This window comes from Haliea alexandrii (assembly GCF_003719295.1).
Taxonomy (GTDB): domain Bacteria; phylum Pseudomonadota; class Gammaproteobacteria; order Pseudomonadales; family Halieaceae; genus Haliea; species Haliea alexandrii.
On sequence record NZ_RFLW01000002.1, the window covers coordinates 774,575 to 799,582 of the forward strand.

19 protein-coding genes are annotated in these 25,008 nt (G+C 61.8%); all 19 read right to left on the reverse strand.

Features of this window, described 5'->3' with window-relative positions:
* Positions 1 to 3: 3 nt before the first annotated feature.
* The 19 genes from pstA to EGJ68_RS11925 all read right to left on the reverse strand — a co-directional run bounded on the left by pstA (position 4) and on the right by EGJ68_RS11925 (position 24,960).
* Complete coding sequence (gene pstA, locus EGJ68_RS11835; RefSeq protein ID WP_233248780.1) at positions 4 to 1,719, reverse strand: phosphate ABC transporter permease PstA; 1,716 nt, start codon at positions 1,717 to 1,719, stop codon at positions 4 to 6.
* The gene (locus tag EGJ68_RS11840) at positions 1,719 to 3,890 is read right to left on the reverse strand and encodes an ABC transporter permease subunit (RefSeq protein ID WP_233248781.1); all 2,172 of its coding nucleotides are present in this window, start codon (positions 3,888 to 3,890) and stop codon (positions 1,719 to 1,721) included. The genes pstA and EGJ68_RS11840 overlap by 1 nt, the downstream gene beginning before the upstream one ends.
* Positions 3,891 to 4,034: 144 nt before the next feature.
* Positions 4,035 to 5,021 carry a PstS family phosphate ABC transporter substrate-binding protein gene (locus EGJ68_RS11845; protein WP_123034715.1) on the reverse strand — a complete coding sequence of 329 codons (987 nt, stop codon included), beginning with the start codon at positions 5,019 to 5,021 and terminating at the stop codon, positions 4,035 to 4,037.
* 89 nt (positions 5,022 to 5,110) lie between these two features.
* Complete coding sequence (gene phoR / locus EGJ68_RS11850) at positions 5,111 to 6,385, reverse strand: phosphate regulon sensor histidine kinase PhoR (protein ID WP_123034716.1); 1,275 nt, start codon at positions 6,383 to 6,385, stop codon at positions 5,111 to 5,113.
* Positions 6,382 to 7,092: a phosphate regulon transcriptional regulator PhoB gene (gene phoB / locus EGJ68_RS11855; RefSeq protein ID WP_027948333.1), complete on the reverse strand. Its 711-nt coding sequence runs from the start codon at positions 7,090 to 7,092 to the stop codon at positions 6,382 to 6,384. Before phoB ends, phoR begins: the two co-directional genes overlap by 4 nt.
* 130 nt (positions 7,093 to 7,222) lie before the next feature.
* Positions 7,223 to 8,275, reverse strand: a complete 1,053-nt coding sequence (locus EGJ68_RS11860) for a 2-oxoacid:ferredoxin oxidoreductase subunit beta (protein WP_123034717.1) — start codon at positions 8,273 to 8,275, stop codon at positions 7,223 to 7,225.
* The gene (locus EGJ68_RS11865; RefSeq protein WP_123034718.1) at positions 8,272 to 10,134 is read right to left on the reverse strand and encodes a 2-oxoacid:acceptor oxidoreductase subunit alpha; all 1,863 of its coding nucleotides are present in this window, start codon (positions 10,132 to 10,134) and stop codon (positions 8,272 to 8,274) included. The genes EGJ68_RS11860 and EGJ68_RS11865 overlap by 4 nt, the downstream gene beginning before the upstream one ends.
* 3 nt (positions 10,135 to 10,137) lie before the next feature.
* Positions 10,138 to 11,916 (reverse strand): FAD-dependent oxidoreductase, encoded by a 1,779-nt coding sequence (locus tag EGJ68_RS11870; protein WP_123034719.1) that lies wholly within the window; start codon positions 11,914 to 11,916, stop codon positions 10,138 to 10,140.
* A 179-nt stretch (positions 11,917 to 12,095) separates the two neighbouring features.
* Positions 12,096 to 12,701 carry a transglycosylase SLT domain-containing protein gene (locus EGJ68_RS11875; protein ID WP_123034720.1) on the reverse strand — a complete coding sequence of 202 codons (606 nt, stop codon included), beginning with the start codon at positions 12,699 to 12,701 and terminating at the stop codon, positions 12,096 to 12,098.
* The gene (ligA, locus tag EGJ68_RS11880; protein WP_123034721.1) at positions 12,698 to 14,737 is read right to left on the reverse strand and encodes an NAD-dependent DNA ligase LigA; all 2,040 of its coding nucleotides are present in this window, start codon (positions 14,735 to 14,737) and stop codon (positions 12,698 to 12,700) included. Before ligA ends, EGJ68_RS11875 begins: the two co-directional genes overlap by 4 nt.
* Before the next feature lie 11 nt (positions 14,738 to 14,748).
* Positions 14,749 to 15,711: a cell division protein ZipA gene (gene zipA, locus EGJ68_RS11885; protein WP_123034722.1), complete on the reverse strand. Its 963-nt coding sequence runs from the start codon at positions 15,709 to 15,711 to the stop codon at positions 14,749 to 14,751.
* 29 nt (positions 15,712 to 15,740) lie between these two features.
* A complete protein-coding gene (gene smc, locus EGJ68_RS11890) occupies positions 15,741 to 19,241 on the reverse strand; it encodes a chromosome segregation protein SMC (protein WP_123034723.1) in 3,501 nt (1,166 codons plus the stop codon).
* A 143-nt stretch (positions 19,242 to 19,384) separates the two neighbouring features.
* Positions 19,385 to 20,575 carry a c-type cytochrome biogenesis protein CcmI gene (gene ccmI, locus EGJ68_RS11895; protein ID WP_123034724.1) on the reverse strand — a complete coding sequence of 397 codons (1,191 nt, stop codon included), beginning with the start codon at positions 20,573 to 20,575 and terminating at the stop codon, positions 19,385 to 19,387.
* Positions 20,572 to 21,030: a cytochrome c-type biogenesis protein gene (locus EGJ68_RS11900; protein WP_123034725.1), complete on the reverse strand. Its 459-nt coding sequence runs from the start codon at positions 21,028 to 21,030 to the stop codon at positions 20,572 to 20,574. The genes ccmI and EGJ68_RS11900 overlap by 4 nt, the downstream gene beginning before the upstream one ends.
* A 2-nt stretch (positions 21,031 to 21,032) precedes the next feature.
* Complete coding sequence (locus tag EGJ68_RS11905) at positions 21,033 to 21,575, reverse strand: DsbE family thiol:disulfide interchange protein (protein WP_123034726.1); 543 nt, start codon at positions 21,573 to 21,575, stop codon at positions 21,033 to 21,035.
* Positions 21,559 to 23,547 (reverse strand): heme lyase CcmF/NrfE family subunit, encoded by a 1,989-nt coding sequence (locus EGJ68_RS11910; RefSeq protein WP_123034727.1) that lies wholly within the window; start codon positions 23,545 to 23,547, stop codon positions 21,559 to 21,561. Before EGJ68_RS11910 ends, EGJ68_RS11905 begins: the two co-directional genes overlap by 17 nt.
* The gene (ccmE, locus tag EGJ68_RS11915; RefSeq protein ID WP_123034728.1) at positions 23,544 to 24,011 is read right to left on the reverse strand and encodes a cytochrome c maturation protein CcmE; all 468 of its coding nucleotides are present in this window, start codon (positions 24,009 to 24,011) and stop codon (positions 23,544 to 23,546) included. The genes EGJ68_RS11910 and ccmE overlap by 4 nt, the downstream gene beginning before the upstream one ends.
* Positions 24,011 to 24,214: a heme exporter protein CcmD gene (gene ccmD, locus EGJ68_RS11920; protein WP_123034729.1), complete on the reverse strand. Its 204-nt coding sequence runs from the start codon at positions 24,212 to 24,214 to the stop codon at positions 24,011 to 24,013. The genes ccmE and ccmD overlap by 1 nt, the downstream gene beginning before the upstream one ends.
* Entirely contained in the window at positions 24,214 to 24,960 is a 747-nt protein-coding gene (locus tag EGJ68_RS11925; RefSeq protein WP_123034730.1) for a heme ABC transporter permease, read from the reverse strand. The genes ccmD and EGJ68_RS11925 overlap by 1 nt, the downstream gene beginning before the upstream one ends.
* Positions 24,961 to 25,008: the final 48 nt, after the last annotated feature.

The following is a 25,008-nucleotide window of genomic DNA, read 5'->3' on the forward strand; positions in this document are numbered from 1 at the left end:
TGTTTAGTGTTCGAGTGACTTGTAGCGTTCGCGCAGCCTGTTGCGCAAACTGACGGCGGCCAGATTGAGCAGGGCGATGATCAACACCAACAACAATGCTGTTGCATACACCAGCGGGCGCGCTGCCTCCACGTTCGGACTCTGGAAGCCGACGTCATAAATATGAAAGCCCAGGTGCATGAACTTCTGGTCGAGATGGAGATAAGGGTAGTTGCCGTCCAGCGGCAGCGTGGGTGCGAGCTTCACCACGCCGACCAGCATCAAAGGCGCGACCTCCCCTGCCGCGCGGGCAACGGCGAGAATAAGGCCGGTCATCATGGCCGGGCTGGCCATGGGCAATACCACCCGCCACAGTGTTTCCGCGCGGGTCGCACCCAGCGCGAGAGACCCCTCGCGCACGGTGGAGGGAATACGCGCCAGCCCCTCCTCAGTCGCCACGATAACCACCGGCAGGGTGAGCAACGCCAGCGTCAACGACGCCCACATGAGTCCTGGCGTGCCAAAGGTTGGACGCGGCAGCGAAGCCGGAAAAAACAGCTGGTCCAGCTCGCCACCCACAAAGTAGACAAAAAAGCCCAGGCCAAAAACACCGTAAACAATGGAGGGCACCCCGGCCAGGTTGTTCACTGCCACGCGTATTGTACGCGTGACAAAACCCTGACTGGCGTACTCACGCAGATACACCGCCGCCACAACACCGAAAGGCGTGACGATGATGGACATCAGAATCACCATCAACACCGTGCCAAACATGGCCGGGAACACGCCACCCTCGGTGTTGGCTTCGCGCGGCGGCTCGGAGAGAAATTCCCAGAGGTGCTCGACATACATTGCTATCTTGGCGAACACGTTCATGGCATTGGGCTGGTAGGCACGCACCACCTTGGCGATAGGCAAGGTCACCACGCGACCATCAGCCAGCTCGGCGCTATAGCTGTGGTCTTTTATGCTGTCGTACAGTGTGTAGAGTTGCTCCTGCAAGGCGCGGAAACTGGCTTCCTGCTCTGCCCGCTTGCTCGCCAGGTCGGCCTGGGCCGCCGCATCCAGTCGCCCCTCCAGCTCGAGCCCGCGCTCGCGCAGACGCAGGCGCTCCAACTCGTAGTTGATGGCACCAATCTCGCCCTGCTCGATATCGTGGATTTCCTCGCGCACCGCAACGGTGTCGACAATCAAGGCCTGCAATGCCTCCAGGGTCGCCGCCTCGCCGTGCTCAACAACGGTCACCGGGTCTTCGCCGAACCGGCTAACGGCGCGCAGGTAGCCGTAGAAGTTGCCCCACTCAAGGCGTTCCACGACCATCACGTCGAGAGGATAACGTCGGGGGCCGAACTGCTCATCGATAAGCCAGGTGAAGTCCGTGCCGAGAAAATCACGGTTGCCCTGCTTCATCAGTGTACGCTGAAAGAACGGCCCCGGGCCCTGCAGTTCAAAACCGGCCTCGCGCAACTGGGCACCCGGGACTTCAACCTGTTCGACGACCTCACCCAACAGTTCACGGGTCTGCCCCTGGTAGCTGACGGACACCGCCAGCACATCCGCCGGCCAGAAATGGCTCAGTCCGCGCACAGCCAGCAGCAGCAGCAGACCCACCACCGCAATGACACTCACACTCACCGCGGCGCCGTTGAGCCATATCAGCGGATCGCCGCCGCGCAACCATTTGCCAACACCGGGAGCGCGGTCGCTGTGAAGTTCCTGCTCGTTGATCATCCTGTTCATCAAAGTGACCCGTACTTGATGCGCAACCGCTGCCGAACCAGCTCGGCCACGGTGTTAACCATGAAGGTGAACATGAAGAGCACAAAGGCAGCCAGAAACAGCACACGATAGTGCGTGCTATCCACTTCGGCTTCCGGTACCTCTACCGCAATATTCGCCGACAGCGTACGCATGCCTTCAAAAATATTGGCATCCATGATCGGCGTGTTGCCCGTCGCCATCAGCACGATCATCGTCTCACCCACCGCGCGGCCCAGGCCGATCATGAGGCCGGAGAAAATACCCGGGCTGGCCGTGGGAATAACCACACCCACCAAGGTCTGCCAGGGGGTCGCCCCCAGCGCCAGGCTGCCATAGCTCAAATGCTTGGGCACCGAGAAAATGGCATCCTCCGCAATCGAGAAAATCGTGGGGATAACGGCCATACCCATGGCGATACCGACCACCAGCGCGTTGCGCTGATCAAAGGAGATGCCCAGTTCCGTGGTGATCCAGCCGCGCATGTCACCGGCAAAGAACCACAGCTCCAGCATGTCGTTACTGGCGAAACTGGCGTAACCGATGAACAAAACCACCGGAACCAGCACTGCGGCATGCCAGCCGTCGGGTAACCGGGCGCGAATCGCCAGTGGCAGGCGTGACCAGAGAAAGGCGAACAGAATCACGCCAACAGGCAGCGCCAGCATCAGGGTGACCACGGCGGTCAGCTTGTCTTCTATCAGGGGCGCCAGCCAGAGGCCGGCGAGGAAACCGAGAATCACGGTGGGCAACGCTTCCATGAGCTCGATCACCGGCTTGACCTTGCGCCGCAGGGCCGGCGCCATGAAATAGGCCGTGTAAATGGCACCGCAAATCGCCAACGGCGCGGCAATCATCATGGTGTAGAACGCGGCTTTCAGCGTGCCGAAGGCGAGCGGCGCAAAACTGTACTTGGGCTCGAAGTCATTATCCGAGGCGGAGGACTGCCACACGTGAGCCGGCTCATCGTAGCTTTCGTACCACACCTCGCTCCACAGCGCCGACCAGGAGACATCCGGATGTTCGTTATCGATGTGCCAGCTGCGCAAGCTACCATCGGCGTCCACCAGCAGCAGCGCGTCAGCACGCGGGGAAATAGCGGCTGCGCCCGCGCCCAGGGGCAATGCGCTTTCACTCAACAGGCGCCGATGCGATGTGGTGTGATAGATCTGCACTTCGCCCTGCCGGCCCAGCGCCACAAACCCCTTGCGGCGATGTTCAGGCAACAGCGTGGCGATGCTGACACCGTCCGTCTCAAATTCGCGGATGCGCTGCAGGCGGTGCCCACCCTCTCCGTCGCGGACCATGAAATACTGCACCAGCTCGGCGCGGTCGGAGGCGGCAAGCAGGGAAATGCCCCCCAGCAGCATGGCGCTGCCGCTCAGTTGGCCGCCGCCGGAAAACAGTTCACCACGGCTCGCCACCTCGAGCTTGCCGGTCCCGTCACGTTGCCGCAGGTTGATAACGGCGAAGCCACCCTTGCTGTCGATGTGGTAGAGCCAGTGCAGATTTTCGTCGATATGAAAATCCGTCGTCTCGCCCGCGAGCGTTGGCAAGGGCAGTATTTCCAGATCGAAACTCACCTCGCCGGTCAGGAAATTCTCGGCACGGTTGTAGCGCTGAGCGTGCAAGACGCCCGTGGCATCCTGGGCTACGATCACCAGAGCGTCGTCATTGTCGCCCACCGCCAACTTCTGCGTGGGGCCCTCGCCGATGTGAATGGCAAGCTCGGGATAGAGACGCTCAACCCGCGGCGTAATCAGGCGCTCGCCACCCGGGTAACTGAGGCGGTATTCATGCGTGTGCAGCGACACCGCGCCAGAGGTGTGGGCGACCGCCAGCAAACGCTTGCCAGCGCTCTCTTCTGCCACCGCAGATACCGGCCCCAGGTCAGCGGCCAGGTCCGCTTCGAGAACAACGCGCCCGCTGTCCAACTGGAAAAAACTGCCGCGCGCGTCGGCAAACACCGCAAAGCCCATTTCCGTCTGCTCTTCCACGGCCAGATACAACGGCGCGGATGCAAAGGGTGAGGCCACCTCGGTACGCTTCTCTATCGAGGCATTGCCGAACAGGGGCAGCACTTCGTAGAGCAGATAGAAGAAAATCAGCAGGATAGCGATCAGTACGCTAGCGCCGCCCGCCGTGACGGACACGGTGGCGGCGCGATCCTTAAAATGTCTCCAGCGGGGTGTAAAGGGAGACACGTGTTCGCTCAATTTAGTCAAGACAGAATCACTCGATCGGCGATTGTCGGCACCAGGCAGGCTGCAAGCAGCCCGCCCGGCGATTTTCATGCCTTACAGGCCCAATTGCTGACTGTAACGGTCCACGACTGCCGCGGGCAGCGGAATGTAACCGTCTTTCAACACAACATCCTGACCCTGGCGCGAGAACACCAGCTTGAAGAACTCGCGCTCCAGCGGCGACAGCGGCTTGTTCGGGTCCTTGTTCACATAAACGTAGAGAAACCGCGCCAATGGGTAGCGGCCGGAGATTGAGTTTTCTACATCTGCTTCGAAGTAGGGCCCGCCCTGAGTCTTGCTGATCGGCACCGTACGCACGCTGGAGGTGCGGTAACCGATACCCGAATAGCCGATGCCATTGATAGACGTGGATACCGACTGCACCACCGAGGCCGATCCGGGTTGCTCATTGACGCTATTCTTGAAGTCGCCTTTGCACAGTCCTACGGTCTTGAAATAGCCGTAGGTACCAGAAACGGAGTTGCGACCGAACAACTGCATATCACGGCCCTCCCAGGCACCGCCAAGGCCCAGTTGCCCCCATTGGCCAATATCCTGCGCTGCGCCGCATTTACGCGTAGAGGAAAATACGGCGTCCACCTCGGCAATCGACATGCCCTCGATCGGGTTGTCCTTGTGCACGTATACCGTGAGGGCATCGATAGCGACCGGGACTGCAGTCGGCTTGTAGCCATACCGGGTTTCGAAGGCCTCGATCTCCTTGTCGCGCATGTCACGGCTCATCGGGCCGATATTGGCGGTGCCCTCAGTCAGCGCCGGCGGCGCCGTGGACGAGCCTGCGGCCTGAATCTGGATGTTGACGTTGGGGTAGGCGCGTTTGAAATCCTCAGCCCACAGTGTCATCAGGTTGGCGAGCGTATCGGAGCCGATGCTGGAGAGGTTACCGGACACGCCACTGGCAATTTCGTAGTCCTTGAGACCGGGATCCAGCTCGGCCAATGCAACCGGCGCCATGCCCACAACGAAAGCGCTGGCTCCCGCCACTGCTACCGACTTTCTCAGCCACTGTTTGATCGACATAAAGCACTCCTGTGTATAGCGGAATTGGACGAGGCACACAGTACCGCCAAGATGTGACACTATTATGACAATCGCATGTCGGGCGCACGTCAGCGCCGAAAAGCCAGGGTAAAGGTGCTGCCTTTGCCCAGTATACTGGCAATGCGCAGCTCCGCACGGTGCCCGGCAGCGATGTGTTTGACGATCGCCAGGCCCAGCCCTGTACCCCCGGTAGCCGACGAGCGGCTGTCGTCAACGCGGTAAAAACGCTCTGTGAGCCGCGGAATGTGCAGAGCATCAATGCCAATGCCCTGGTCCTCCACCGCCAGCAACAGCTCATCGTCACGCTGCCGCCACGAAACTGTCACCGAACTGTCATGTTTACTGTACTTGAAGGCGTTGAGAATGAGATTGGAGACCGCGCTGTGCAACTCGCGGTAGTCACCGGGAATCTTTTCCCGGGTGTCCAGCTGCAGCGACAGCGTGCGCTCGGGGTACAAGGTTCTCAGCTCATCCGCAAGATCCTGTAGCAGGCCCGCGATATCGACCTGCTCGCGCCGAGCCTGCGTGCGCACGCTCTCCAGGCGCGACAGCCAGAGCAGGTCCTTGAGCAAATTCTCCATGCGCTCGGTCTGCTGTGACATCTGTTCCAGCGGGCGCCGAAAGCGTGCCTCAAGTTGCTGCGCATTCGCCAGGATCATCTCGAGGTAGCCCTTGATGACCGTCAGCGGCGTGCGCAGCTCATGCGAAACGTTGCCCACGAAATCGCGCCGCATCTGCTCCAAATGCGCCTCCTTGGTCACATCGCGCACGAAAACGAGGCGGTCACCGTTGCCGAAAAGCGTGATGGCAAACTGCAGCGTCTGCTCGCGCTCTCCCTGCATGCGCAGTTGCAGCGGGTCATCGAAGGCGCCCGCAATATAGTAGCGGTGAAAGGCGGGCAAGCGCACCAGGTTCAGCAGCGCCTGGCCGCGGTCTGTCGGATAGCGCAGTCCCAACAGGCGCTGGGCGGCATGATTGCTCCACTCGATCGAACCGGCGGCTGTGATCATGATGGCGCCATCATGCATCGATGACAGTGAATCCTGCAGGTAATCCAGGCGTGAACGCAGATCACTCTCGCGCTCCCTCGCTTTGCGCTGTAGCTGGTACAGACGGTCGTACATCTCCCCCCAGAACCCCAGCGCCTCCGGGGGTTCAATCGCGGGGTCCGCAAGCCAGTGCAGCAAGCGACGCATCTGCCACAGCCAGCGCGTGGCAAGCACAAGCAGAACTACGGAAAGTAACTCCCAGGACAGGCCCAGCGGCCAGCCCACGGCCAGTGCCGCAGCAACCAGTACAACCAGCCGGCGCAACTCTGCCAGCCAGGCAGCCTGTGGACTCACCGCGCGGGAACGCCGCGGGCAGAGAAGCGATAGCCGGTACCACGAACCGTTTGCACAAGGTCACTGTAATCGGCCTGGGGGGTTTGCAGCGCCTTGCGCAAGCGGCGGATATGCACGTCCACCGTGCGTTCCTCAACGTAAACGTTGGCGCCCCAGACCTGATCGAGCAATTGACTGCGGGTATAGGCGCGCTCGGGGTGTGACATGAAAAACTGCAGTAGATTGAACTCCGTGGGCCCCATATCGACCGGCTCATCCAGCAGGAAGATACGTCGGCTTTCGCCGTCGAGTACCAGTTCCGCCACCTGGATGCGATCCTGCTCATCCCCACCCGCGGAGCGACGCATCAGCGCCTTGATGCGGGCGATCAGCTCACGCGGCGCGAACGGCTTGGTAATATAGTCATCAGCGCCCACATCGAGGCCCTGGATGACGTTGTCTTCAGCAGTCTTCGCAGTCAGCATGATCACCGGCACGTCGCGGGTGGTATCGGTGCGTTTCAGGCGCCGCAGCAGCTCCAGGCCGCTGCCGCCGGGCAGCATCCAGTCCAGCAGCACCATATCGGGTCGCTCGTCGACGATCAAGGTGAAGGCATCCTGGATATTCTCCGCTTCCAGACAGCGGAATCCCGCAATTTCCAACGCCATGCGCAACATGTCGCGAATGGCAAACTCATCATCAACAATTAATACCTGACGTTCATTCATTGGTCACATTGTCCCCTCATTCGCACTGGATAGTGCGTATTAGATGAGGAAATTGTGACAATAAAATGACAAAAGCCCCTCTGTCACGGCTTTTCCGCCGTCCCAAAGGGGCTTCGGGGGCAATTCCTGCCTAACGCAGGCTTGCGTTGATGTTCGCCAGCACCTTGTCTCCGGGGCAGAGATCTTCCTCGGTCAGGCTATTCAGCGGACGGCGCGAGGTTTCCATGACGTCGTGCAGGTCCCGAGAGTCCTTGTCCATGTAAATGAGGCCGGTGAGTATCTGGCCCTCGGCGCTGTGTTTCTGCAGCGCCACCATGGCGGACACACGATCGAACGGGTCAAGGTCGGGGGCGAGCTTCTCCAGGTGCAACACGGAGCCATCGTGCAGCGTGACGTCCTGGGTACGGCCTGCCGGATAGCTGGCGGTGATTTCCTCGCGCATTGGCACGAAATCCACCGTACCGGTAGCTTCAGCATGTTCACGCACGAAATCATAGCTCTTGGTAGAGCCCGGGTTGTTGTTGAAGGTTACGCAAGGCGAGATGACATCAATCAGCGCAAAACCGCGATGTGAAATAGCGGCCTTGATCAGCGGCACCAGCTGGCCCTTGTCGCCGGAAAAGCTGCGCGCCACAAAGGTGGCCCCAAGCTGCAGGGCCAGGCCCGGCAGGTCGATGGCGGAAAAGGGGTTCGGGTCGCCCTTCTTGCTCGCCGACCCAGCATCGGCGGTAGCTGAGTCCTGCCCCTTGGTCAACCCGTAGCAACCGTTGTTCATGACGATGTAGACCATGTTCAGGTTGCGCCGCACCGCGTGGGCAAACTGTCCCATGCCGATGGAGGCCGTGTCGCCGTCGCCGGAGACACCCAGATAGAGCAGATCCCGATTGGCCATATTGGCACCGCTCACCACCGAAGGCATGCGCCCGTGCACAGAGTTGAAACCGTGAGACTTGCCCAGGAAATAGGTGGGTGCCTTGGACGAACAGCCGATGCCGGACAACTTGGCAATCCTGTGTGGCTCCAGCGCCAACTCGTGGCAGGCGCGCACGATGGCACCGGATATGGAATCGTGGCCACATCCCGCACACAAGGTGGAGATGGCGCCTTCATAGTCAGCGCGAGTGTAGCCGAGCGTGTTGACCGGCAGATCCGGGTGACGGAATTTGGGAAGCTGATAGCTCATGAGCTCATCTCCGCGCCGGCGACCACGCGCTCGCGACGCAAGGGGGTAACGTTGTAGCCGGGCATCTGCTGTAATATCTGCTTGCGAATATTCCGGGCACTGATGGGATTGCCGTCAAAACAGAGTACGGACTTCAGTTTGTCCGGACCCAATTCGAACTCGGCCATGAGCAGCGTACGCAATTGCGCATCGCGATTCTGCTCAATGACAAAAACACGTTCGTGACGCGCGATAAAAGCCGCAACTTCATGGTTGAAGGGGAAGGCTCGCACACGCATGGCATTCAGCGGTACGCCGTCTTCGGCCAGGTAATCGCGGGCCTCCATCGAGGATTCCTCGCTGGTACCATAAAACAGGATGGCGGTATCGGTGCCCTGCTCGCTTTGTGTTTCCACCGGCCGCGGCACCCATTCCTTGATGGTTTCCCACTTTGCCATGAGGCGATGCATGTTCTTCTCGTATTCCTCACCCTTCTCGGTATACACCGCATATTCATCGCGCGAGGTACCACGAGTGAAAAACGCGCCTTTGTCCGGGTGGGTACCGGGAATGGTGCGATAACAGATGCCGTCGCCATCGACGTCCAGATAGCGTCCGTAACGTTCCATTTCTTCCAGTTGCTCTGCATCCAGAACCTTGCCGCGGTCGTAGCGACGTGCATCGTCCCAGGTCAGTGGCGGCGACATGTTGTCGTTCATGCCCAGGTCGAGGTCGGTCATGAGAATGATGGGGGTTTGCAAACGCTCCGCCAGATCAAAGGACAGTGCGCCGAAATCGAAGCACTCCCTGGGCGTGGACGGGAACAGCAACACCTGCTTGGTGTCGCCGTGAGAAGCATAAGCGGCGGACAATACGTCGGACTGCTGGGTGCGGGTCGGCATACCGGTGGACGGCCCTGCTCTCTGCACGTCAAACAGCACCGTGGGAATTTCAGCAAAGTAGGCCAGGCCGAGGAACTCGCTCATCAGGGAGAGGCCCGGGCCACTGGTGGCGGTGAATGCCCGCGCGCCATTCCAGCTTGCACCCACCACCATGCCAATGGCGGCCAGCTCATCTTCCGCCTGCAGGATCGCGTAGTTCTTGCGCCCCGTGCCCGGATCAATGCGCAGCCGTTTGGCGTAGCGATCAAAGGCATCAACCACGGATGTGGACGGTGTGATCGGATACCAGGCCGCCACCGTGGCGCCGCCATAAATGGCGCCCAGCCCAAGGGCTGTGTTGCCGTCGAGGAGGATATTGTCGCCCACCTTGTCGGAGGCGCGCACACGAATGCCAAGCGGGCAGTCGAAGTGTTCCTGGGCGTACTGGTAGCCGAGCTCCAGCGCGTGGATATTGGGTAGAATGAGCTTGTCCTTGCCCTTGAACTGGTCTTCCACCAGACCGGTGAGGACGGCGAAATCCATATCCAGCAGCGCCGCCAGCGCTCCCACGTAAATCACGTTACGAAACAGCTGGCGCTGCCGCGGATCCTCGTATTCCTCGTTGCACATACGCGTGAGGGGGATGCCGATGATATTGACATCATTGCGCATCAGGCGCAGGTCGAGGGGCTTGGTGTTGTCGTAGATGAAATAACCACCCGGCTCCACTTCCCTGATGTCCTGCGGCATGCTCTGCGGGTTCACCGACAGCATGATATCCACGCCACCGCGGCGGCCGAGGTAACCGCGCTCACTGACGCGCACTTCGTACCAGGTCGGCAGGCCCTGGATGTTGGAGGGAAAAATGTTCTTGGGGCACACCGGCAGCCCCATCCGGAAAATAGCCTTGGCAAACAGGTTGTTGGCACTGGCGCTACCGGTGCCGTTTACGTTGGCAAACTTGATGACGAACTCATTGACTGATTGCAGCGCTTGCATGGTTTATTGCCCCGCTTTGGTGACGCTGTAGAGGAATTTCTGCATGTCCCAGGCAGAAGTGGGGCAACGCTCGGCGCACAGGCCGCAGTGCAGGCAGACGTTTTCATCCTTGACCATGACCCGGCGTGTTGGCAGCTCTGTGGAGACGTAAAGGTCCTGGGCAAGGTTGCCGGCCGTTGCGCTCAGACGTGTGCGCAACTCGGTTTCTTCGGCATTTTCGACAAAGGAAATGCAATCGGTCGGGCAGATATCGACACAGGCGTCGCATTCAATGCAGCGCGGCGTATCGAAAACGGTTTGCACATCGCAATTGAGGCAGCGTTCCGCTTCCTTGAAACCGGTACCGACATCGAAGCCCAGCTCCACCTCCAGCTTGCGGTTGCGCAGCGTTTCCTCCAGCGGCGCCATGGGTACGACAAAGCGCTTGTCATTCTCGATCTGGTTGTCATAGCTCCACTCGTGAATGCCCATTTTCTGGCTGAGCAGGTTGGTCATGGGCGCTGGGCGGTTACTCACCGGCTCCGCCTTGCAGAACAGGTCGATACTGATGGCCGCCTGATGGCCGTGCGCCACGGCGGTGATGACATTTTCCGGACCAAACGCCGCGTCACCGCCGAAGAATACCCGGGGGTTGGTGGACTGGAAGGTTGCCTTGTCGACGACGGGCATATCCCAGTTGTCGAATTCGATACCGAGATCGCGCTCTACCCAGGGGAAGGCATTGTCCTGTCCGATGGCCATGAGTACGTCATCGGCCTCCATGAACACGAGGTCCTCGCCCGTGGGCACCAGGCTCCGCTTGCCGTTTTCATCGTAGTGCGCTTCGACCTTCTCGAAGTGCATGCCCTTCAGCTTGCCATCCTCGACTACAAATTCCTTGGGTACGTGGTTGTCGTAGATGGGGATGCCCTCGTGCATGGCATCCTCCTTCTCCCAGGGTGATGCCTTCATGTCAGCAAAGGGGCTGCGCACCACGACGCGCACATCCTCGCCACCGAGCCGGCGTGAGGTACGGCAGCAATCCATTGCCGTATTGCCGCCACCCAGCACCAGTACCCGCCTGCCGATTGCAGTGGTGTGCTCAAAGGCGACGCTGGCCAGCCAGTCGATACCGATATGGACCTGTTTCCCGGCCTCCTCCAGCCCCGGCAGGTTCAGCCCTTTGCCGCGGGGAGCTCCCGTGCCAACAAAAACCGCGTCATAGTCCTTGTCGAGCACACTCTTCAGGCTGGTGACTTCCGTGTTGAACTGCGTCACTACGCCCATGTCGAGAATGTACCCCACCTCCTCGTCCAAGACCGAGGCCGGCAGACGGAAAGAGGGAATCTGGCTGCGCATCATGCCGCCGCCGGCAAACTGGTTGTCGTAGATGTCGATGTCGTAGCCCAGTGGCATGAGGTCCCGCGCCACCGTCAGGGATGCCGGGCCGGCACCAATCAGGGCAATGCGTTTGCCGTTCTTCTGGGCCGGGATCTGCGGCAGGCGCGCGCTGATATCGGCTTTGTTATCTGCCGCAACACGCTTCAGGCGACAAATCGCTACCGGCTCCTCACCTTTGGCGATGCGACCGCGGCGACAGGCCGGCTCACAGGGCCGGTCGCAGGTGCGCCCCAGAATGCCGGGGAACACGTTGGACTCCCAGTTCACCATGTAGGCGTCGTCGTAGCGGCCCGCGGCGATCAGACGGATGTACTCCGGAACCGGCGTATGCGCGGGACAGGCATACTGGCAATCGACAACTTTGTGGAAGTATTCGGGATTCTTGATATCAGTAGGGTTCACAGCGAAGACCTGTTTTGAACGTTATGTAGCGGGCTCGCGACCATGACGGCACACGCTTGAAGTGTGTCATAAAGCGCATTCCTTTGCATCACCAAGCGCCCCCATTTGCGCCCCGGAGGCTGTGTTATGCAGCGTTTAACGCTGCGCTGACAGCATTATTGAACCACCAGCGTCCCGGCTCAGAACCAGCCAAAGAGACCGCGTCCACGTGGCAGGGAGTCAGCGCAACCGTTCAGCTGCACCGTATACTGCGCAGCGCGATCGCGCACCTTGGTGGCGACACGCAATAGCCAGGCCTTGTCGCGATAGCTGCCGCGGTTATAGCCTCCATGTCCTTCGTGGTACGCCAGGTACAGACGGTAGGCATCGTTCTTCGCGATGCCACTGCGATGCAGCGACTCATTGTTGTACCAGCCGATAAAGTCCATGGAGTCACCGAAATCATCGCGGTCCGCGCCATAGTGACCGGTGCTGCGCTCATAAGCTTTCCAGGTTGATTTGATGGCCTGGCTGTAACCGTAGGAGTTGGATGGGCGAAAACCGGGAATGATACCCAGAATACGTGTGCGCGGTGGTTTTGCCTGCGCAACGAAGCGCGACTCCTGGTGCATGATCGCCAGCATCACCGGCACCGGGCTGCCCCATGCCTTCTGTGCCGCCAGTGCATCGTCATACCAGCCATCTTTTTCGCGGAAAATACTGCAGGCGTTTTCCACGTTGCCGGGCGGCGTTGTGGCACAGGCGGGCAGCAAGAGCAGCAGCAGATACGGCAGAAGGCGTTTCATAGCATCACACCGTGGGAACGTAACAGGACCAACAGGGCCGCCTCATCGATCACTGGAATATTGAGCTCTGTGGCCTTGCCCAGCTTGGAACCGGCACCGGGTCCTGCGACCACGGTTGTCGTTTTTGCCGAAACACTGCCCGCAACCCGCGCACCAAGTGCTTCCAGAGACGCCTTCGCATCGCTGCGCCCCAGAGACTCCAGCTTGCCGGTCACCACCCAGGTTTCGCCCGCCAATGGCAAGGCTCTCGCCGGCCGCACCTCGAGGTCGGGCCAGTGCACGCCGGCATCGCGCAGCGCCTGCACCACGGCGAGGCTGTTCGCGGAGTCGAGAAACTGTCGCAGGTGATCGGCGACCACGGGGCCCACATCAGGCACCGCCAGCAAGGCATCCTCACTCGCCGCGGCGAGCGCTTCCCAGCGGCCAAAATGGCGCGCGAGATTGCCCGCCGTGGATTCCCCCACTTCGCGAATACCCAGCGCATAGATAAACCGCTGCAGTGTGGTCAGTTTGCTTTCTTCCAGCGCCGCGAGGAGATTGTCCACGGATTTCTCCCCCATACGCTCAAGCCGCAGCCAGGCCTCTCGCGGCAGCGTGTAAAGGTCCGCCACGGTATGCACCAGCCCCTGGTCGACCAACTGCTCGACCAGCTTGTCGCCCAGGCCTTCCACATCAAGCGCGCGACGGGACACGAAATGGCGGATTGCGGCTTTCTGCTGGGCCGGACAAACAAGGCCGCCCATGCAGCGCAACACCGCCTCGTCGGCGGCACGCTCAACCACCGAGCCACACACCGGACAGCGCTCGGGAAAGACCACGGGGCGCGCGTTGGCCGGGCGCTGCTCGCTCACAACAGCTACCACCTGGGGGATCACATCACCAGCGCGACGCACGATGACGCTATCGCCGATGCGCACGTCCAGCCGCTCCACTTCATCGGCGTTGTGCAGTGTGGCATTGCTGACGGTCACACCACCGACGAAAACCGGTTCCAGACGCGCGACTGGCGTGATGGCGCCGGTGCGCCCCACCTGAAACTCCACGGCGAGCAGCCGGGTCATTTCTTCCTGCGCCGGGAATTTGCGCGCGATGGCCCAGCGCGGTGCGCGCGACACGAAGCCGAGCCGCTGTTGCAGGCCGAGATCATTGACTTTATAGACGATGCCATCGATGTCGTAGGGCAGTTCTGCGCGTCGCGCCGCAAGCCCCTCGTAATAGGCTTCACAGGCTGCAATCCCGGTTACCACTGTCGATTCGGCATTGATGCGCAGGCCCCAGTCATGCAGGCGCGCCAGCACCTCGGAGTGACGGCCGGGCAGCGCGCCGCCCTGATACAGGCCAACACTGTAGCAACACATCTGTAACGGGCGCCGGGCGGTGATTCGGGCATCGAGTTGACGCAGGCTGCCCGCCGCTGCGTTGCGCGGATTGACGAAGGTCTTCTCGCCGCGTTCGCGCGCTTCCCTGTTCAACTGCTCGAACCCGGCGCGCGGCAGGTAGATTTCGCCACGCACCTCGAGCAATTCGGGAAAACCACTGCCGCGCAAGCGCAGCGGCACCGAGGCTACAGTACGCACGTTGTGCGTAATATCCTCACCGGTGGTGCCGTCACCCCGGGTGGCGCCACGCTGTAAGCGCCCCGCACGATAGAGCAGGCTGACGGCGATGCCATCGAGTTTCGGCTCACAGGCGAACTCCAGAGCATCGTCCGCCTCGCGCCCCAGACGATCCAGCAGGCGCCGATTGAAATCCGCAAGCTCCCCGGCGTCGAATGCGTTTTCCAGCGACAACATGGGGACCTCATGCTGCACCTGCCTGAACTGGGCGAGAGGGGTGGCACCCACCCGCTGTGTAGGCGAGTCGGGCACGCAGAGGTCGGGGAATTGCGTCTCGAGTTCCCGCAGACGCTGCATGCAGCGATCGTATTGCGCATCTGGCACGCTGGGGTCGTCCAGCACATGGTACTGGTAGTTCCAGTTGTCCAGCTGCTCACGCAGGCGGGCCGCTTCTTCGCCCGCTGCAACCGCGTCTGCCATGTACCCGAGCCCTAGCGCGCGTGGGCGAGCATACGGCGTTCGAGATCCCGGATCTGCTGCCGAGAATGCTCCAGCGTCTGCCGGGTCAACGCACTGCGGGTTTCATCCAGCACGTCACCCTTCAGGTTGTGGGCCACGGTCTGTGCTGTCTCCAGCATGTAATCAAAGGCCTGCATCATGTCCGCAGGGCCCGGCAGTGTGACGAAAAAGACCAGACCCGGCGTGCTGAAATCGGACATATTGTCGATGTCGAAAACACCCGGCTGCATCATGTTGGCAACGCTGAACTGTATCGGCCCGCGCCCCGCCTCCTGCTCGTGACGATGAAAGAAACTCATATCGCCAAAGCGCAAGTCGCAGGCCAGCAGGATGTGCAGTATTTCGTCGCCACGGAAGCCTTCGGGTTCACGCGCCACGACGTTCAACATGAAGACTTCCGGCTGCACGTCACGCGGCAGCCGCCCCGGCTCTTCGCTGGCGGACAGCTCCCGCTCTTCGGCGTCCAGAGCATCCAGCCAGTCGAGGTTCTCGGGTTCATCGCGGCTACTCAAGCCACTTACCAGGCCATCGTCCGGAGGCTCTGCTTTTGCCGTGCGTTTGCGCGCAGCGCGGCCCCGGGTCGAGCGCGGCTCCCCGGGTGTTCCGTCAGCCGACGGGCGACCAGGGGCTGCGTTCGCCGGCTGCTCATCGGTAACATCGGAAGCCCGGGATGATACAGCCCGGGCATCGCTGGCCTTGTGCTGCGCCTGTGCATCCAGCAGGTCTGAGCGGTGCACCACGCGGGCGCCGCCGTTGGGCAGCTCGCGGAACACGGCAATATCAGGCTCGCCGGTACTCTCCCCCTCTTCGCCGACCAACTTGATGCGCACTGCCGCACGTCGCTCATTGCGCACCCGCCGCCAGGCATCCAGCAGCACCGCCAGAATCAGCAGCACACCGGCAATCACCATCCAATCGCGTATCGTCAAGTCCATCACAGCTGCGCCCGCTTCCTCCGCTTGTCCTAACTCGCCGCCAGTTCCGCTGCCTCTTCGACATCCACGGTAACCAGGCGTGATACGCCCGGCTCGTGCATGGTGACACCCATTAACTGATCCGCCAACTCCATGGAGATCTTGTTGTGGGTAATATAAATGAACTGCACTTTCTCGGACATTTCCTTGACCATGCGTGCGTAACGCCCGACGTTGGCATCGTCCAGCGGCGCGTCCACTTCGTCAAGCATACAGAACGGCGCGGGATTCAGTTGGAAAATCGAAAACACAAGGGCAATGGCGGTCAGCGCCTTTTCCCCGCCTGAAAGCAGGTGAATGGTGCTGTTCTTTTTCCCCGGTGGGCGCGCCATGATGGTAATGCCGGTATCGAGCAGGTCGTCCCCGGTCATTTCCAGGTAGGCATTGCCGCCACCGAATACGCGGGGAAACAGGTCCTGCAGGCCGGCATTCACTTTGTCGAACGTGTCGCGGAAGCGGCTGCGCGTTTCCTTGTCGATTTTGCGAATGGCGGAAGCGAGTGTCTCCAGCGCCGTTTCCAGGTCCTCGTTCTGCGCATCGAGGTAATGCTTGCGCTCGGACTGCAGGGCATATTCATCGATGGCCGCGAGGTTGATCGGCCCCAGCCGCGCCACCCTGGCTCCCACACGTTCAAGGGCAAGCTGCCACTCCGTCTCCTCGGCGCCCTCTGGCATGTTCGCCAGCACCGTATCGACGTCCTGCTCCAGCTCCCGCAGCTGGCGCAGCACGTTCTCCCGCTGCACCTGCAAACCCTGCTGCTGCAGCCGCTGCTGCTCCAGCTCGGCGCGCACGCTCTGCGCGCGCTGCTCAATGGCGGCACGCTGCTGCTCGGCCTGGCGCAGGGCGTGTTCCACCTCGGCAACCGCCTGGCGCGCCTGGGTCAGCTCGGTCTCGGACGCCAGACGCAACGCCAGCTGCGCTTCCAGCTCGTCCTGCAACGCCACGACCGGATCATCGCTCGCCATGAGGCTGCCCTGCAGCGCCTCGCGCCGCTCCTGCAACTGCGTGACCTGAGAGCGCGCCCGCTCCATGGTTTCCGCCACGCCCCGCAATTGCGTCTGCAGCGACTGGTGACGCATCGCTGACTGGTGGGCGGCATCCTTGTCGTGACGGGCCCTCTGGCGCACGCTGTCGAGCTGATTGCGCGCCGCATCCCGCCGCGCGAGCAACTCCTCGCGCTGGCGCGAGTCTGTTTCCATACGCTCGATCGCCTCTGCCAGCAGCAGGCGCGCCTCCGATACGGCTTCCTGCTCCTGACCGAACTGCCCGCGGGTGTCGCTGATATCCGCGGCCAGGCGCTCCCGGCGTGCGCTGATCTGTTCCAGCCTGGCCTGCTGTGCCGACAGGGCAGCGCGCAGCTCCGCGTGTTGCCGCGACAGCTGCTGCTGCTCGCGCTGGCTATCCTGGCGCTGGGCTTCCAAGCCCTGCTGTTGCTCGCGCAGGCCATCCAGCGCGCCTTCGAATTCGGCGACCTGCTGCGCCGTGGCTTCGACTTCCAGCAACAGCCGCTCGAGCTCCTGCTGGCGCTGAATCACGCCGCCTTCCTGCTTGCCCGGGCGCGTCACTCGCAACCAGTCGCGGCCCAGCCAGATCCCGTCCGCGGTAATCACAGACTCACCCGCACCCAAGCTGGCGCGCAGCTGCAATGCAGCGGGCAGGTCTGCTGCCACACGCACACCCGCCAGAAGGCTTGCAGCAGCGGCGCTGCCATGCACATGTGAGGCGAGGAACTGCGGCCCCGGGTTGCCCTGTGCAGCCCCACTTTCCACCAGGCTGACCTGGCCCTGCTCCAGCGCCTGCAGGCAATCGGCGAGGTCACCCAGCTGCTCAACACAAACAGCCTGCAGGTAATCCCCCAGCGCGGTTTCCACCGCCTGCTGCCAACCTTCATCCACCTGCAGGTTGTCCAGCAACCGCGGACGCGACTGCAAGCCCTGAGCGGCAAGCCACTGGCTGACGCCCTGGTCGCGGTCCTCTGTAGCCGCCTGCTGCAGCGCCTCCAGAGACGCCTGCCGACCGCGCAACTGCTGCAAGCGGGAGCGGCTTTCGTTGAGTTGCCCTGACAGTCGGGTCTCTTCCTCGCGCGCCGCCGCAAGTTCCTCCACGCGCTCATCGCTGCGCAGTTCGGCTACCGTCATCTGCTCTTCCAGCACTGCGATGTCCTCGGCAGCGGCCTCGAGGTTGGCATCGTCTTCGCCGACAACCAGCCCTGCGCGCTCCTCTTCGAGCTGCTGGACACGTCGCTGCAGACGCTGTTGCGCCTGCTCCAGGTGCTGGATACGCGACTGCTGTACTTCGGCCTGCTGCCGTGGCGCCGCCGCCTGGTGGTTGAACTCATCCCACTGCTGCTGCCAGTGCAACATGGCGTCTTCGGCTTCCTGCAGCGCGCTGGCGGACTCCTCTTCAGCCGCCTGCAGCAACTCCAGTTCCGGCGCCAGCTCTTCCAATTCCAGCTCCCAGGTTGCAAGCTTGTCCTGGTCCTGCTGCAAATGCGCCTCTGCCTGCTCCAGGCTATCCAGCGCCTGGCGCAGGTCGGCATGCAGCTGCTGCGCGCGCTCCTTCTGGAACTTGATAGCCTGTTCCAGACGGGCCACTTCAGCGCCCAGCGCGTAATAGGTGGCCTGCACGGTATTGAAGCTGTCGGTGCGATCGGTGTAATCCTGCCGGTGCTGCTCAATGCCGGTGTCCACCTGCTGGTGTTCCGCATTTACGGCCTCCAGCCGCACCTCGAGCTCAGCAATCGCCTGGCCGCAGCGGCCGGCCTGGCTATCCAGCTGCTGCCACTGCAGTGCGTGCAGCTGCGCTTTCAGTGTGCGCTCTTCGGCCTTGAGTTCACTGTACTTTTCCGCCGCCTGCGCCTGACGCTGCAAGTGCTGGAGTTGACGCTGCAGCTCGTCGCGCAGATCGGTGAGGCGCTCGAGATTCTCCATGGTGCGGCGCATGCGGGTTTCGGTTTCCCGGCGCCGTTCCTTGTACTTGGAAATACCCGCCGCTTCCTCGATAAACACCCGCAAGTCTTCCGGGCGGGACTCGATCAGGCGGGATATCATGCCCTGCTCGATGATGGCGTAGCTGCGCGGCCCCAGGCCCGTGCCCAGAAAGATATCCGTGATGTCGCGCCGCCGACAGCGGCTGCCGTTGAGGAAATACTCCGATTGCGCCTCGCGGGTCACCAAGCGTTTGATGGAAATCTCGGCGTAGCTGGCGTACTCACCACCCACACCGCCATCGCTGTTGTCGAACACCAGCTCGATAGAGGCCTGACCCACCGGTTGGCGATTGATTGAGCCATTGAAGATGACGTCGGTCATAGATTCGCCGCGCAGGTTCTTGGCAGAGCTCTCGCCCATCACCCAGCGCACGGCGTCGATGACGTTCGACTTGCCACAGCCGTTGGGCCCAACCACGGCGCACATGTTGCTGGGGAAGTTGACGGTAGTGGGATCGACAAACGACTTGAAGCCGGCGAGCTTGATGGATTTTAGTCGCATATCACTTTATGTTTGTGTTGTATCTTAATGTTTTATATAGCATTTATGCCCAAAAACCCGGCTTGACTGCCACCCCGATAACACTAGATGTAGTGTACCCAACTTCCCCCGGCAACACTATGCCTGAGGCACTTAATGTGGCGTCACCCCTGGCGGGGCTGCAGGGTGATGAGCTGCGGCTCTTCGGAGAGGGAGGGCTGCAACGGCCCCAGGCGACCGAGCCAGGTGGCATTCTCCTCGCCGGGCGTACCCGCCGGGGAGACCTGCACCAGCACCAGGATCTCGCCTGCGGTGGACAGCTTCTGGCCCGCCATGGAGCTGCTGTCGTCCAGGCGTAGCGTGGCCGGCAGCTGACTGGCCGCCAGGCGCTGCGCCGCAATCGGCATGCGGCTTTCGCTGCCTGCCGCGCGCACGAGCACGAAGACGGTGTCGGAATCAGCCAGCGACGCGCCCTCAGGCAGGGCTACGGTGACCGTCACGCCAGTGCTCGGGACCGCCACCTCATCGGTGGGGGATACCGCCTCACCCAGTCGCTGACGCGCCTCATTGATGACGCCGGCAATAAGTTGCTGTCCCTCACTACCGGGTGCCTCCATGACAATCAGGCGTTCCCAGTACTGAATAGCGGCGCGGAATTGCCCGCGCTCAAACGCCGACATGCCCAGCAGGCCCAGAGCCGTGCGCTGCTGCGGATCAATAGCCAGCGCCTGCTCCGCACGCGCCTGCGCGCTCGGGCTCAGCGTACGCCCGTCCGCCAGGAACCCGGCCTGGGCCGAATAGGCCAGGGCCTGCGGGTCCTCCGGGGCGGCCTGCACCAAACGATCGTAGGTTTCCGCAGCCAGCGCATAATCGCCCTGCCCCATCTGGTAACGACCCAACAGCGCCAGGTAATGGAGATTGCCCGGGCGCTGCACGGCCCGCTCCTCGATCGCCACCATCAGCTCGCTGAGCTGCGCCTCGGTCGGTGTCTCACCCAGATCGCCGAGCTGCTGTGCAATCCTGACATCGGTCACCGAGCCCAGCTCGTAGTAGAGGACTGCGGCCATTACTGCGACAACCGGCACGAGCACCCACAGCGGAAACGCTCGACGCGGAGGCTCCTCGGTTGCAGGGGCTGCCAACTGGCCCTGCTGGTCTTCCAGCAAACGCAGCTGGGTATCGGTTTCCAGATCGGCTTCCCCGGCATCCGCCAACTCCGCGCGCCGCAAGCGGTACCAGTCGAGATTGGCCTGCGCGCCATCATCAACCGGGCGCCTGGTCGCCCAGCCAGGGAACAGCAGAAACAGGCCACTGAGCACAACGAGGCCGGCACAGGCGAGCAGGAATGTCGTCAAGCGTCTTTCTCCGGTGATTTGAGGATTGCCGCCAGGCGCGCTTCTTCCTCCGCCGTAAGAGAACCTCCGCTCTGGCGGCGACCGCGCAGAAGCAGCAGCAATCCGCCTACCCCGGCAAGCAGAAGCAATACAGGCGCCAGCCAGAGCACAGCGGTAACGGCGTTGAATGCGGGGCGGTAGCGCACGAACTCGCCATAGCGCGCGACCATGAATTCGAGAATTTCTTCATTGCTGGCGCCGGCCTCCAGTTGCTGGTGCAGCAGGCGCCGCAGATCCTGCGAAATCGGCGCGTTGGAATCGGCAATATTCTGGTTCTGGCACTTGGGACAGCGCAACTCTTCACTGAGCAGCTGATAGCGTGCCTCCAGAGCCGGCGTGCTGAACTCGTAGGTTTCTATCACCGCTGCGGCGTACGCACTCAGCAACAGCATCACTCCAAACACGCAGGCGCGCATGATCATGGCTCCTGTGCCAAGGCCAGGACCTCGCGCCACAGCGGCTCGAGGGTATCGCGCCACACACGGTCATCGACCACGCCCACATGCCGATAGCGAATCACGCCGTCGCCATCCACAAGGTAGGTTTCCGGTGCGCCATAGACCCCCAGGTCTACCCCCAGGGAACCCTCGCGGTCAACGATATTGGCGCGGTAGGGATCTCCGAGCTCTTGCAGCCAGCGCCGCGCAGCTTCGTCTTCATCCTTATAGTTGATGCCGTAGATCGGTATGCCACTGTCGGCCAGCTGCTGCAGGTACGGGTGTTCCGCGCGGCAGGAAATACACCAGGTCGCCCACACATTGAACAGCGCAGGCTGGCCGATGACATCGTCGCGCGTAAGCGCGCGCCCATCGGCGAGCGCAGTCAGGGAAAATGCCGGCAGAGGCTTGTCGATGAGCGCTGAGGGCAGCTCCATCGGGTCCAGCGACAAACCGCGGAACAGAAACCCCGCCAGCACCACGAAGATCGCCAGCGGCAGAAAAAGCTTAAGCCTTGGCGCCACGCACACCCCCTTCACGCAGACTCTCGCGTGCGACAGAGCGCTGCCGACGATAACGCTTGTCCGCCACCGTCATAAACCCGCCAATCGACATCAACAGCGCACCGGCCCACATCCAGCGCACAAAGGGTTTGTAATGCAAGCGGATAGCCCAGGCACCCGCGGTGCCAACCGGCTCACCCATGGCCACGAACAGGTCACGAAACAGCCCGGCGTCGATGGAAGCTTCCGTCATCACACTGCCGCTGGCCAGATAGCGGCGTTTCTGCGGGGCCAGGCGTACCACCTCGTGCCCGTTACGGTACACCACAAAGCGCGCTTCATCTGCCACATAATTCGGGCCTTGTACCGTGCCAACATCAATAAACCTGAACTCGTAGCCCGCGAGGGTATCGCTGTCACCCGGGCTCATTTTCAGGTCATGCTCGATGTTGTACTGACTGGTGAGTACCACACCGATAATGGTGGCGGCGAAGCCCACATGGGCTGTCAGCATGCCCCAGTAGCTGGGCGTCAGGCGACGCAGGCCAGCGCCCAGCGAGGTACTGTTGCGAACCCGGTTGGCCACATCGCGCAGCAGACCAACCACCAGCCAGCCGGCGAACAGCACTGCAAGCGCCACCCAGAGGTTGTAGTCGCCGGCGTGCAAGAGGGGCAGCGTCAGCGCGCAGGCGAGCGTGACCAATCCCGGCACCAGCAGTTCCGCCTGCCAGCGGCGGGCACTGTCACGCTTCCAGCGCGACAGCGGACCAATGCCCATGAAGGGCACCAGTAATGCCATGAGCGGAATGAAGACCGCGTTGAAATAGGGAGGGCCGACCGAGTACTTGCCTTGCCCCAGTGCGTCCATCAGCAGCGGGAACAGCGTGCCAAACAGCACCGTCAGCGTGGCGACCAGAAACACCACATTGTTCACCAGCAGCAGCGATTCGCGGGAAATCCAGGTAAAACTCACCCGGCTGGCCACGGCGGGTGCGCGCAGCGCATACAGCACCAGGGAGCCCCCCGTGACTATACCCAGGAACACCAGAATGAACATGCCGCGGGCGGGGTCTGTGGCAAAGGCGTGTACCGAGGTCAGCACCCCGGAGCGCACCAGGAAGGTCCCCAGAAGGCTCAGGGAGAAGGCAAAAATGGCCAGTAATACAGTCCAGCTCTTAAACAGGCCGCGCTTTTCCGTCGCCGCCAATGAGTGCACCAACGCGGTGCCCGCCAGCCAGGGCATGAAGGATGCATTCTCGACCGGGTCCCAGAACCACCAGCCACCCCAGCCGAGTTCGTAGTAAGCCCACCAGCTGCCCAGCATGATGCCCAGGGTCAGAAAGGCCCAGGCGACATTGGTCCAGGGCCGCGACCAGCGCGCCCAGGCGGCATCCAGGCGACCGCCGAGCAAGGCGGCGATAGCAAAAGCAAAAGCCACCGAAAAACCGACATACCCCATGTACAACAGCGGCGGATGGATGATCAGGCCGAAGTCCTGCAGCAGCGGATTCAGGTCCTGACCATCTGCGGGTATACCCGGCAGCAGGCGCGCGAACGGATTGGACGTGAACAACGAGAAGGCGAGAAAGCCAACGCCGACGAAACCCATGACGGCCAACACACGCGACAACATCACCAACGGCAACTGCGGGCTGAACACGGCCACAGCACAGGTCCAGAGGGCGAGAATCAGCACCCACAGCAACAGCGAGCCCTCGTGATTACCCCACACCGCGGAGAACTTGTAGTACCAGGGCAACAGGCTGTTGCTGTTGTTGGCCACCACCTCGACCGAAAAATCGTCCTGCAGGAAGGCCCACGTGAGACAGGCAAAACTGAGTGCAGAAAACACCAGCACGCCAATCGCGAGGTTGGGGGCCAGCGCCATGGCCGTGACGTTGCGTCGCCAGCTACCCCACAGTGGAATCGTGGACAACAGCACGGACAGGCAGAGCGCCAGAATGAGCGCGAAATGACCCAGCTCGGGGATCATTGGCCGTACCCCTGTTCACCGTTCTGCTCCGCCATACGCGCTTTCGAGGCCTCCAGTGCCTCGGCAACCTCCGGCGGCATGTAGTTCTCATCGTGCTTGGCCAGCACCTCCGACGCCTGCAACACCCCGTTTTCGTCGAGTTTGCCCGCCGCTACGGCGCCCTGCCCTTCATCGAACAGGTCCGGCAAAATGCCGGTGTAGACAACTGACACAACGGCCTCGTAGTCGGTGACATCAAAGCGCACTTCCAGGCTGCTGTCGCTGCGCTGCACACTGCCCTCAACCACCATCCCGCCCACACGAATGCTCTGCCCGACCGGCGCGAGCCCGGCGGCCACTTCAACAGGGGGGTAGAAGAGATTGATGTTGCCGCGCAGGGCGTAGGCCATGAGGCCGATCGCGGAACTGGAGAAAACAACAAGAAACAACACCAACCACAAACGCTGCTTGCGAACCGGGTGCATCACACCTCCTTGCTGGCGCCGGGCGGGTTACCGCCCTCGCTGCGCCGAATTTGCCCCTCGAGCTGGCGCAGGAACCGTTGCTCCCGCCGCCGGGGTGCGTAAACCATCATGGCCACCACACCAATTGTAATGAAGTAGGCAGACCAGACAAACGCGCCGTGGCCATCCATCTGTAACGCTGCTGCCAATGAGTTGAAGTACATCAGCCTGCCGCCCCCTTGTTGGCCAGCGCCCTGACCCACGCGGTACGTTGCTCGCGCTGCAGGATTTCCACCCGCATGTTGAGCAACAGGGCACAGGTGAACAGGCAATAGAACGCCGTGATCATAAACAGCAGCGGGTAAAGCATGCTGGGGTCAATCGTGCTCCCGCCAGTGAACTTGATGGAGGCCGGTTGATGCAGGCTGTACCACCAGTCCACCGACTTGTAGATGATCGGAATGTTCACCGTGCCCACCAGGCTGAGTATCGCGCAGGCCTTGGCGGCAAGGGCTTTGTTCTCATAGGCTTCGTACAGCGCCACAACCCCGAGGTAGAGAAACAGGAGAATCAGCATCGACGTGATGCGTGCATCCCACACCCACCAGGTACCCCAGGTGGGCTTGCCCCAGATGCTGCCCGTCACCAGCGCAACGAAGGTCAGGGCCGCACCGATCGGCGCACAGGCGCGCATGGCAATGTCGGCCATTTTCATACGCCAGATCAGGCTCACCGCGCCGGCTATCGCCATCACGTAATAGCCAGCCAGCGCCACCACAGCAGCAGGCACATGAATGTAAATGATGCGGTAGCTGTTGCCCTGACGGAAATCCGGCGCGGTGAACAACACGCCCCAGACTGCGCCGCCGACCAATGCCAGCAGGGTAATCGGCAGAAGCCAGCGCAGAATGGACCCGGAGAGGCGATACAGCCAGGGAGGAGAACCGAATTTATGGAAGAGCGTCCACATGGCGCGGGATTATACAGCGACCGCGGCCCCGAACAATCCAAATTGCAC

Excerpts from the sequence above, each read along its gene's own strand:
- pstA (WP_233248780.1), bottom strand. The coding sequence starts at position 1,719 with ATGAACAGGATGATCAACGAGCAGGAACTTCACAGCGACCGCGCTCCC.
- EGJ68_RS11845 (WP_123034715.1), bottom strand. The coding sequence starts at position 5,021 with ATGTCGATCAAACAGTGGCTGAGAAAGTCGGTAGCAGTGGCGGGAGCC.
- phoB (WP_027948333.1), bottom strand. The coding sequence starts at position 7,092 with ATGAATGAACGTCAGGTATTAATTGTTGATGATGAGTTTGCCATTCGC.
- EGJ68_RS11860 (WP_123034717.1), bottom strand. The coding sequence starts at position 8,275 with ATGAGCTATCAGCTTCCCAAATTCCGTCACCCGGATCTGCCGGTCAAC.
- EGJ68_RS11865 (WP_123034718.1), bottom strand. The coding sequence starts at position 10,134 with ATGCAAGCGCTGCAATCAGTCAATGAGTTCGTCATCAAGTTTGCCAAC.
- EGJ68_RS11875 (WP_123034720.1), bottom strand. The coding sequence starts at position 12,701 with ATGAAACGCCTTCTGCCGTATCTGCTGCTGCTCTTGCTGCCCGCCTGT.
- ligA (WP_123034721.1), bottom strand. The coding sequence starts at position 14,737 with ATGGCAGACGCGGTTGCAGCGGGCGAAGAAGCGGCCCGCCTGCGTGAG.
- zipA (WP_123034722.1), bottom strand. The coding sequence starts at position 15,711 with ATGGACTTGACGATACGCGATTGGATGGTGATTGCCGGTGTGCTGCTG.
- smc (WP_123034723.1), bottom strand. The coding sequence starts at position 19,241 with ATGCGACTAAAATCCATCAAGCTCGCCGGCTTCAAGTCGTTTGTCGAT.
- EGJ68_RS11900 (WP_123034725.1), bottom strand. The coding sequence starts at position 21,030 with ATGCGCGCCTGCGTGTTTGGAGTGATGCTGTTGCTGAGTGCGTACGCC.
- EGJ68_RS11910 (WP_123034727.1), bottom strand. The coding sequence starts at position 23,547 with ATGATCCCCGAGCTGGGTCATTTCGCGCTCATTCTGGCGCTCTGCCTG.
- ccmE (WP_123034728.1), bottom strand. The coding sequence starts at position 24,011 with ATGCACCCGGTTCGCAAGCAGCGTTTGTGGTTGGTGTTGTTTCTTGTT.
- ccmD (WP_123034729.1), bottom strand. The coding sequence starts at position 24,214 with ATGTACTTCAACTCATTGGCAGCAGCGTTACAGATGGATGGCCACGGC.
- EGJ68_RS11925 (WP_123034730.1), bottom strand. The coding sequence starts at position 24,960 with ATGTGGACGCTCTTCCATAAATTCGGTTCTCCTCCCTGGCTGTATCGC.